4 protein-coding genes and 1 pseudogene are annotated in these 7,315 nt (G+C 75.7%); 1 reads left to right on the top strand and 4 read right to left on the bottom strand.

The window, feature by feature from the left end; translation table 11 throughout:
• From ABZ805_RS28785 to ABZ805_RS28775, 3 genes are all read right to left on the bottom strand, one after another.
• Positions 1–2,639, bottom strand: a 2,639-nt coding sequence (locus ABZ805_RS28785; protein WP_358446933.1) for an ATP-dependent helicase, incomplete at its 3' end; no start/stop codon positions are given.
• Between the two features lie 256 nt (positions 2,640–2,895).
• Entirely contained in the window at positions 2,896–3,249 is a 354-nt protein-coding gene (locus ABZ805_RS28780) for a hypothetical protein (RefSeq protein ID WP_358446930.1), read from the bottom strand.
• Positions 3,250–3,491: 242 nt separating this feature from the next.
• Positions 3,492–6,749, bottom strand: a complete 3,258-nt coding sequence (locus tag ABZ805_RS28775; protein WP_358446927.1) for an ATP-dependent DNA helicase — start codon at positions 6,747–6,749, stop codon at positions 3,492–3,494.
• A 212-nt stretch (positions 6,750–6,961) separates the two neighbouring features.
• On the opposite strand from ABZ805_RS28775, the pseudogene ABZ805_RS28770 reads away from it, so the two are divergent.
• Positions 6,962–7,177 (top strand): annotated as a pseudogene (locus tag ABZ805_RS28770) (chitinase); the annotation flags it as partial.
• Here the strand turns inward: ABZ805_RS28770 and ABZ805_RS28765 are convergent.
• Positions 7,135–7,315, bottom strand: a 181-nt coding sequence (locus ABZ805_RS28765; RefSeq protein WP_358446924.1) for a hypothetical protein, incomplete at its 5' end; no start/stop codon positions are given. The pseudogene ABZ805_RS28770 and the gene ABZ805_RS28765 overlap by 43 nt on opposite strands.

Here is a 7,315-nt window from a genome sequence, read left to right as displayed (position 1 = left end):
AGGAACTCGGGTTCCGCCGGGAAGTCCGGCTCTTCCGGGAAGTCCGGCTCCGCCGGGAGTTCGGGTTCGGCGCGGGCGATCCCGGCTGCCACCGCAGTCCGCCCGATCCCGCCCGGCACGGCTCGGTCCACTGCGGACTCCGGCATGGCCATCGCGGCCCGCACCAGGTCCGCCCCCGCCGCGACCGCGCTGCGCCGCTCCCCCAGCGGATCCGCGGGCCAGGACATCGACCGCAGCGCGTCGGCGAGCGGGTTCTCCGCGTCCTCCTCGGGTTCGTCCGCCCACCGCTGGATCTCGCCCGCGCCGCTGCCGCGCAGCACGTCGGCCAGTTCGGTGAGGAACGGCGACGGCCCCTTCGGCTTCTTGCCGCCTTCCTGCCACCAGTGCCCGGACAGCAGCAGCACGCGTTCGGATCGGGTCAGCGCCACGTACAGCAGCCGCCGCTCCTCGGTGAGCCGCCGGTCCTCGAACTCGCCGTCGTGGCGCTTGAGCTCGTCGCCGATCTCCTTGCGGTCCATGCCGCCCAGCCGGTCCAGGTCCAGGTCGGGCAGGTCCTGCGCGTCGCCGCGCATCGTCGCGGGCAGCTGGGTGACGGAGGTCAGCCACGAACCGGAGTGCCTGCGGCCGGGGAACACCTGCTGCACCAGGTGCGGGACGGCGACGACCTCCCATTCGAGGCCCTTCGCGGCGTGCGTGGTGAGCACCTGCACCCGGTCGTCGGCGACCTCCACCTCGCCGGGTTCGAGGCCGTCCTCGGCGCTCTCGGCGGCGGTGAGGTAGTCCAGCAGCGCGGACAGCGGGGCGGACGGGCTGGCGGTGGCGAAGTCGGTGACGACGTCGGCGAACGCGTCCAGGTGGATGCGGCCGGCGCCGACCGGGCGGGCGAGGCTCTCGATGTCCAGCAGCAGGGTCCGTTCGACGTCGGCGACGAGCTCCGGCAGCGGCTGGTCCATCCGGCGCCGCAACGCGGCCAGTTCCTTGCCCAGCCGCTGGATCCGCTCGTACCCGGTGGCCGAGTAGCCCTCCGGCGTGCCGGGGTCGTCGAGCGCGTCGACCAACCCGGCCTGTTCGGCGTGCTCGCCGGGCAGCTGGTCGGCCACCTCCTCGCCGCCGTCGGGCGCGCCTGCGCCGAGCCGCCGGGCGCGCTCCCACAGCGCGGCCACGTCGGCCGCGCCGAGGCGCCAGCGGGCACCGGTGAGCAGCCGCATCGCCGCCGACCCGGCGAGCGGTTCGACGAGCACCCGCAGCGCGCTCACCAGATCCCGCACCTCCGGTTCGTCGAGGAGCCCGCCGAGCCCCACGACCTCCACCGGCAGCCCGCGTTCCCGCAGCGCCCCGGCGAGACCGGCCATGTCGGAGCGCCGCCGCACCAGCACGGCCGCGGTCGGCGGGGCCCCCGTCTCGTCGAGCGCCGCGTGCCACTGCTCGGCGATCCGGTCGGCGACCCAGTTCCGTTCGGTGCGCACGTCCTCGACCAGCACGGCCCGGATGTCGCCCGCCCCGGCGCCGTCGCGGGCGCGCAGCTCGTCGACCTCCAGCCCGGCGTCGCGCAGCGGCGCGGAGGCGGCGTTGGCGAGGCTGAGCACTTCCGGCGGGTTGCGGAAGCTGGTCAGCAGACCGTAGCGCCGGGCGGGCACGGCCCTGCCGTCCTCGGCGCGCGGGAAGTCCGTGGTGAACCGCGGCAGGTTCGCGGCACTGGCCCCGCGCCAGCCGTAGATGGCCTGCGCGGGGTCGCCGACGGCGGTGACCGGCAGCGGATCGGTGCCGGGCGCGGCACCGCCGAACAGGGCGCGCAGCAGGACGCGCTGGGCGTGCCCGGTGTCCTGGTACTCGTCGAGCAGCACCGCGCCGTAGCGCTCCCGCTCGCCCGCGACCACTTCGGGGTGCCCGGTGGCGAGCAGCGCGGCCAGCGACATCTGGTCGGCGAAGTCCATCGCCGCGTCACGCCGCTTCTGCTGCTGGTAGGCCTCCAGCAGCGGCAGCAGCGCGGCCCGCAGCCGCTGCGCCGCGATGATCTTCGTGAGGTCCTGGGGCAGTTCGGCGCGCTGCCGCTTCGCCCGCGGCGCGTCCTCGATGAGGCGGCTGAGCCGTTCGGCGTGCTCCCGCAGCCGGTCCGGGCGCACCAGGTGCTCGGCGAGCTCACTGGCCAGCGACAGCAGGTAGCTCGTGACGGTGGCCGGCACCTTCTCGGTGTCCAGGTCCTCGGTCCAGGTGGACACGACGCGGTGCGCGAGCTGCCAGGACGCGGTCTCGGTGAGCAGCCGCGCGCCCGGTTCCACCGGGATCCGCAGCCCGTGCTCGCCGACGAGCCTGCCCGCGTACGCGTGGTAGGTCAGCACGGTCGGTTCCTCGGCGAGGACCTGGCCGCGCAGCACCCCGCTCGGATCGACCTCGTCGAGCAACCCCGATCCGGCGAGCCGCCGCAGCCGCGCCCGCACCCGGTCGGCGAGCTGGCGGGCGGCCTTGCGGGTGAAGGTGAGGCCCAGCACGTGTTCCGGGGTGACGAACCGGTTCGCGACCAGCCACACCACGCGGGCGGCCATCGTCTCGGTCTTGCCCGCGCCCGCGCCCGCGACGACGAGCGCCGGTTCGGCGGGGGCGGCGATCACCGCGGCCTGCTCGGGCGTCGGCGGGTGCATCCCGAGCCCTTGGGCGATGCGGTGCGGGCTCAGCAGTTCCGACACGCCCCGATCCCCTTCCACGCTCACGTCACCGGTTCCCCGCCGGTTCTAGCACTCCGCACCGCCGCCGCGGCCGAGCGCCCCGCCGGTACCGCAGGTCAACGGCCCGCTCGCCCGGCCGGACCACGCCGGTGGACCGGTCACCCGCCGTCGGTGGTGCCGGGTCGGGTTCTCGATCCCGCGGCCGCCGGGGCGATCGGCCGCACCGGCCGGGTCAGCGGCGCTTCTTGGTGGGGGACACCGGCTTCAGCTGCCGCTCGCACTCGCAGTTGCTGTCGTACACGGCCTCCGCGGTGATCGTCGGTCCCTCGTTGAGGCCGGTCACGATCGTCTCGCCGCGCTGCGATTCGGCGAGCCAGATCTCGGTCTCGTCGGTGAACGCGACCTCGTCCTCGGTGAGCCCCATGGCGGCGCGCAGGGTGCCGGCGAGCCAGGCCGCGACCTCGTCGGGCGAGTGCATGACCTCGTCGGGGTCCAGCATTCGCCGTTCCGCGGCGCTCAACGCGTGGGTCAGCGCGGACCGCTCGACGTATCCGTGGTGGTGCAGGCCGTTCGAGTGCTGCGCCATGACTTCCCCTTCATTGCCGGATCCACACCAACGTAGCGGCCCGCCGCTCCCCCTTTCGAACTCCGCACCGACGTGATCGCGAATCTCACCCCGCAGACGGGCTGCCCGGGGGCCGGGCCGCTCGGCCGCCCGACGGGGGCGGCGAGTGCACGACCACCGCGTCGCCGTGCCCACCGGCCGGGCCGATCACCCGCGCGGGAGCACCGGGCGGGTGACGCAGGCCATAGCACCGCGGCGCCCCATCACTGCCCGACCTGGCGGCCTTCCGGGTGGACGGGGCAGGACGGGCGGGCCGGGCAGCGGGGGCAGTCGGAGTTCTCGGCGGCGAGGTAGGCGGGACCGACGCTGGCGGCGCCCGCGTCCTGCACGACGTCCAGCCACACCCGCAGCCGTTCCTCGTCGAGGCCGTCCTGGGCGCGTTCGGTCCACGGGCCCTGCCGGGAGGGCTTGGCGACGTAGAGCAGCCGGGCGCCGCCGGGTTCGGCGCGCTCGTCGTCGCCGTCGGAATCCCCGGAGCCCCCGGAATCCCCGGACTCCGCGGAGAACGCGCCGAGCGCGGCGGCCAGCTGGTACACGGCGAGCTGCGGGTGCTCCTGCGCTTCGTCGCCGCTGACCGCCGATTTGCTGGTCTTCACGTCGACGACGACGGGCCTGCCGCCGCCGTCGGCTTCGAGCCGGTCCACCCGGCCGCGCAGCCGCAGCCGCGGGCCGCCTTCCCGGCTCGGCACCTCCAGGTCGAGGTCTCGTTCGACTCCGAGCTGGGTGAGCTCGCCGCGGCTGCTCTCCAGCCAGCCGAGGAACGCGTCGAGCATGCCCTCGACCCGCCGCCGCTCGTGCCGGGAGAACCAGGGCGCGCCCGCGTCGACCTGCTGCCACGCCTGGTCGAGGGCGGTGCGCAGCTGGTCGCGGTCGGCGCCTTCGGCGGCCTTCTCCACCAGCGCGTGCACCAGGGTCCCGGTGACGGAGGCGAGTTCGGCGGCGTCCTCCCCGCCGTGGCGCTGCACCATCCAGCGCAGCGGGCACTTGCTCAGCACATCCACTGTGGACGGCGAGATGCGGACGGCTTCGCCCGGGCCGGTCAGCGGTTGCGCGGTGGAGCTCTCCGGCAGGCCGTACCAGGAATCCGGGTCGGCGCCGGGAATTCCGGCGCGGGCGAGCCGGGCGAGCTGGGTCGCGGCGCGTTCCCGGCGGCCCGGTTTGGCCTCCCCGTCGCACACCACCTTGCGCAGTTCGGCGACGAGTTCGCCCAGCACCAGCCCGCGTTCCGGCCGCAGCAGCGGGCGCTGCTCGGCGTCGGAACCGAGGCCCTCCAGCTCGTCGAGGAACCGGGACGGCTGCTCGTCCTCGCCGCGCACCGCGCTCACCAGCAGCGTCCGCCGCGCGCGTCCCGCCGCGACCAGCAGCAGCCGCCGCTCCTCGGCCAGCAGCGGTGCGGTCGCCGACACCCGCTCCTGCTCGTCCACCCCGGACAGCAGGTCCACCAGCCGGCCGGTGTGCAGCAGCGAGCCGCGCAGCCGCAGGTCCGGCCAGGTCCCCTCCTGCACGCCGGGGATCGCCACCACCTGCCACTCGCGGCCCGCCGAAGCGTGCGCGGTCAGCACCGACACCGCGTCCCCGGCCGGGGCGGTCGCGGCGAGGCTGCTGCCGGTGATGCGCTGCTTGCGCAGCTCGTCCACGAAACCGGCGATGTCCGAGCCCGGTTTGCGGTCCGCGTACTGGGCGGCGGCGTCGAACAGCGCGACCACCGCGTCCAGGTCCCGGTCCGCCTGCGCGCCCGCGATGCCGCCGCGCTCGGAGGACGCGACCCAGCGCCTTTCCAGGTCGCAGGCCTTCCACACCCGCCACAGCGCCTCTTCCACGCCCTGGGCGGACACCTCGGCGGCGGTGGCGAGCAGCGCCGCGACCCGGCGGGCCGGGCGGGCCGCGGCGTCCTCCAGCCCGGCGAGCCGGTCCCGGTCCCGCAGCACCTCCACCAGCAGTTCGCCGCTGGAGCGCTGCCCGCCGGTCGCCTTCTGCAGCCGCAGCAGCCCGCGCCGCAACCGGCGCAGCGCCAGCGGATCGGCGCCGCCCAGCGGGGAGGTCAGCAGCTGTTCGGCGGCGTCCGGGTCCAGCTCCGCCGGGTTCGCCGCGCAGTGCACCAGGGTCAGCAGCGGCCGGACCGCGGTGCGGTGCGCGAGCGGCACGTCGTCCACCGGCAGCACCAGCGGCACTCCGGCGGCGAGCAGCGCGCGGCGCAGCACCGGCAGCGACTGTCCGGTGGAGCGCACGATCACCGCCATGTCCGACCACGGCACCTCGTCCAGCAGGTGCGCGCGGCGCAGCTGGTCGGCCACCCACGCCGCTTCCTGCGCCTGGGTGCCGAGCAGCCGCACCTGCACCGAGCCGCCGTCGCCGTCCGGCGGTCGCAGCGCGCGCTGAGGTCCGGCGCCGGGCAGCCCCTCGATCAGCCTGCCGACGGCGGCGTGCACCGCGGGCGACATCCGGTGCCCGGTGGTGAGCACTTCGGTGCGGTCGGCCGCGGCGCCGGTGAAGCAGCCGGGATCGGCGCCGCGGAAGGAGAACACCGCCTGGTCCGGGTCCCCGGCGAGCAGGAACTCGCGCGCCGTGCCGCCGAGCAGCCGCAGCAGCTCGAACTGCTGCGGGTCGAGGTGCTGGGCGTCGTCGACGAGCAGGTGCCGCACCCGGTCCTGCTCGGCGGCCAGCAGCGCCCGGTCGTTGCGGAAGGCCAGCAGCGCCTGGGCGACGAGTTCCGCCGCGTCCAGCTCGGCACCACCGTGACCGCCGCCGCGCAGCAGCGTCACCTGCTCGTACTGCACGCCGAACCGCCCGGCGGCCACCCATTCGGGACGGTCGTGCTGCTGCCCAAGTTCGATCAGCCTGCTCGGGCCGATGCCGCGTTCGGCGACGCGCAGCAGCAGGTCGCGCAGTTCCCCGGCGAAGCCCTCCACCGGCAGCGCGGCGCGCAGCGACTCCGGCCAGTGCCGCGCGCCGCCCTCGATGTCCCCGTCCAGCAGTTCGCGCACCAGCGCGTCCTGGTCGGGGCCGTTGAGCATCCGCGGCGGGGCGGAACCGGCGCGCACCGCCTGCAGCCGCAGCACGGCGAACGCGTAGGAGTGCACGGTGCGCACCAGCGGCTCCGGCGCGGTGCGCAGTTCGGACCCCGCGGTGAGCCGCCGGGTGATCTGCGCGCGCATCCGGGTCGCGGCGGCCCGATCTGCGGTGAGGACCAGCACGTTCTCCGGGTCGGCGCCGCCGCGCAGGATGCGGTCGGCGGCGACCTCGGCGATCAGCGAGCTCTTGCCGGTGCCGGGCCCGCCGAGCACCCGCACGGTGCCGCCGTCGCCGTCCAGCACCCGCCGCGCGGGCTCGTCCCAGCTCAGCCGCTGTGCACCGCCGGACCGGCGCACCAGCAGCGGTGCCGAGCGGCGGTGCTGCTCACCCGAGGTCGAGCGGCGGGACGTGTCGCGCTCTCGACCGGGGGCGCTCTTCGGGGCGGGCATGCCACCGATGGAATCACGGGACACCGACGCCGAACCCGCAGGCCACGCCGCGCGACTCGCGAGGACGGCGCATCCCCGCCCTGCCGCGGATGCCGCCCGCCACCGCCTCCGAGCGCACGACGACTCGCTGATCAGCACCGACGCGGCCGGAATTCGCGATCGACGAGGACGGCTACGAAGGTCGGAGACGCGCTGCACGCTCGCGTTCGTCAGCCGACGGTGCCTGCACACCGGCCCGGGACGGCCGGCGCCCGCTGGACGGCCCGGACGGGGACACCATCGCGGAGATCCGAGCCGGCGGCGACGACGTGATCCCGTCCATCGGCGGCTGGGCGGGCGACCAGCTCGGCGAGACCTGCCAGGACCCGGTGCCCCTGGCCGCGGCCTACCAGCAGGTGATCGACACCCACGGCTTCACGGCCATCGACGCCGCTTCACCTCCTGGTCGGTCAACCGCGACCGGGCGTGCGAGGGCGAGCGCACCGACGCCTGCGGCGGTGCCGAGCAGCGGCCGTGGGAGTGCACCGCCGTCGTGGCGGGCTTCGCCGGCTGATCCGGCCGCGCGC

This window comes from Saccharopolyspora sp. NPDC047091, from assembly GCF_040643635.1.
Lineage (GTDB): Bacteria > Actinomycetota > Actinomycetes > Mycobacteriales > Pseudonocardiaceae > Saccharopolyspora_C.
This window is presented reverse-complemented; position numbering and strand designations above follow the sequence as displayed.

Bases quoted from the DNA above. Each gene is read 5' to 3' on its own strand.
- ABZ805_RS28780 (WP_358446930.1), bottom strand. From the start codon at position 3,249: ATGGCGCAGCACTCGAACGGCCTGCACCACCACGGATACGTCGAGCGG.
- ABZ805_RS28775 (WP_358446927.1), bottom strand. From the start codon at position 6,749: ATGCCCGCCCCGAAGAGCGCCCCCGGTCGAGAGCGCGACACGTCCCGC.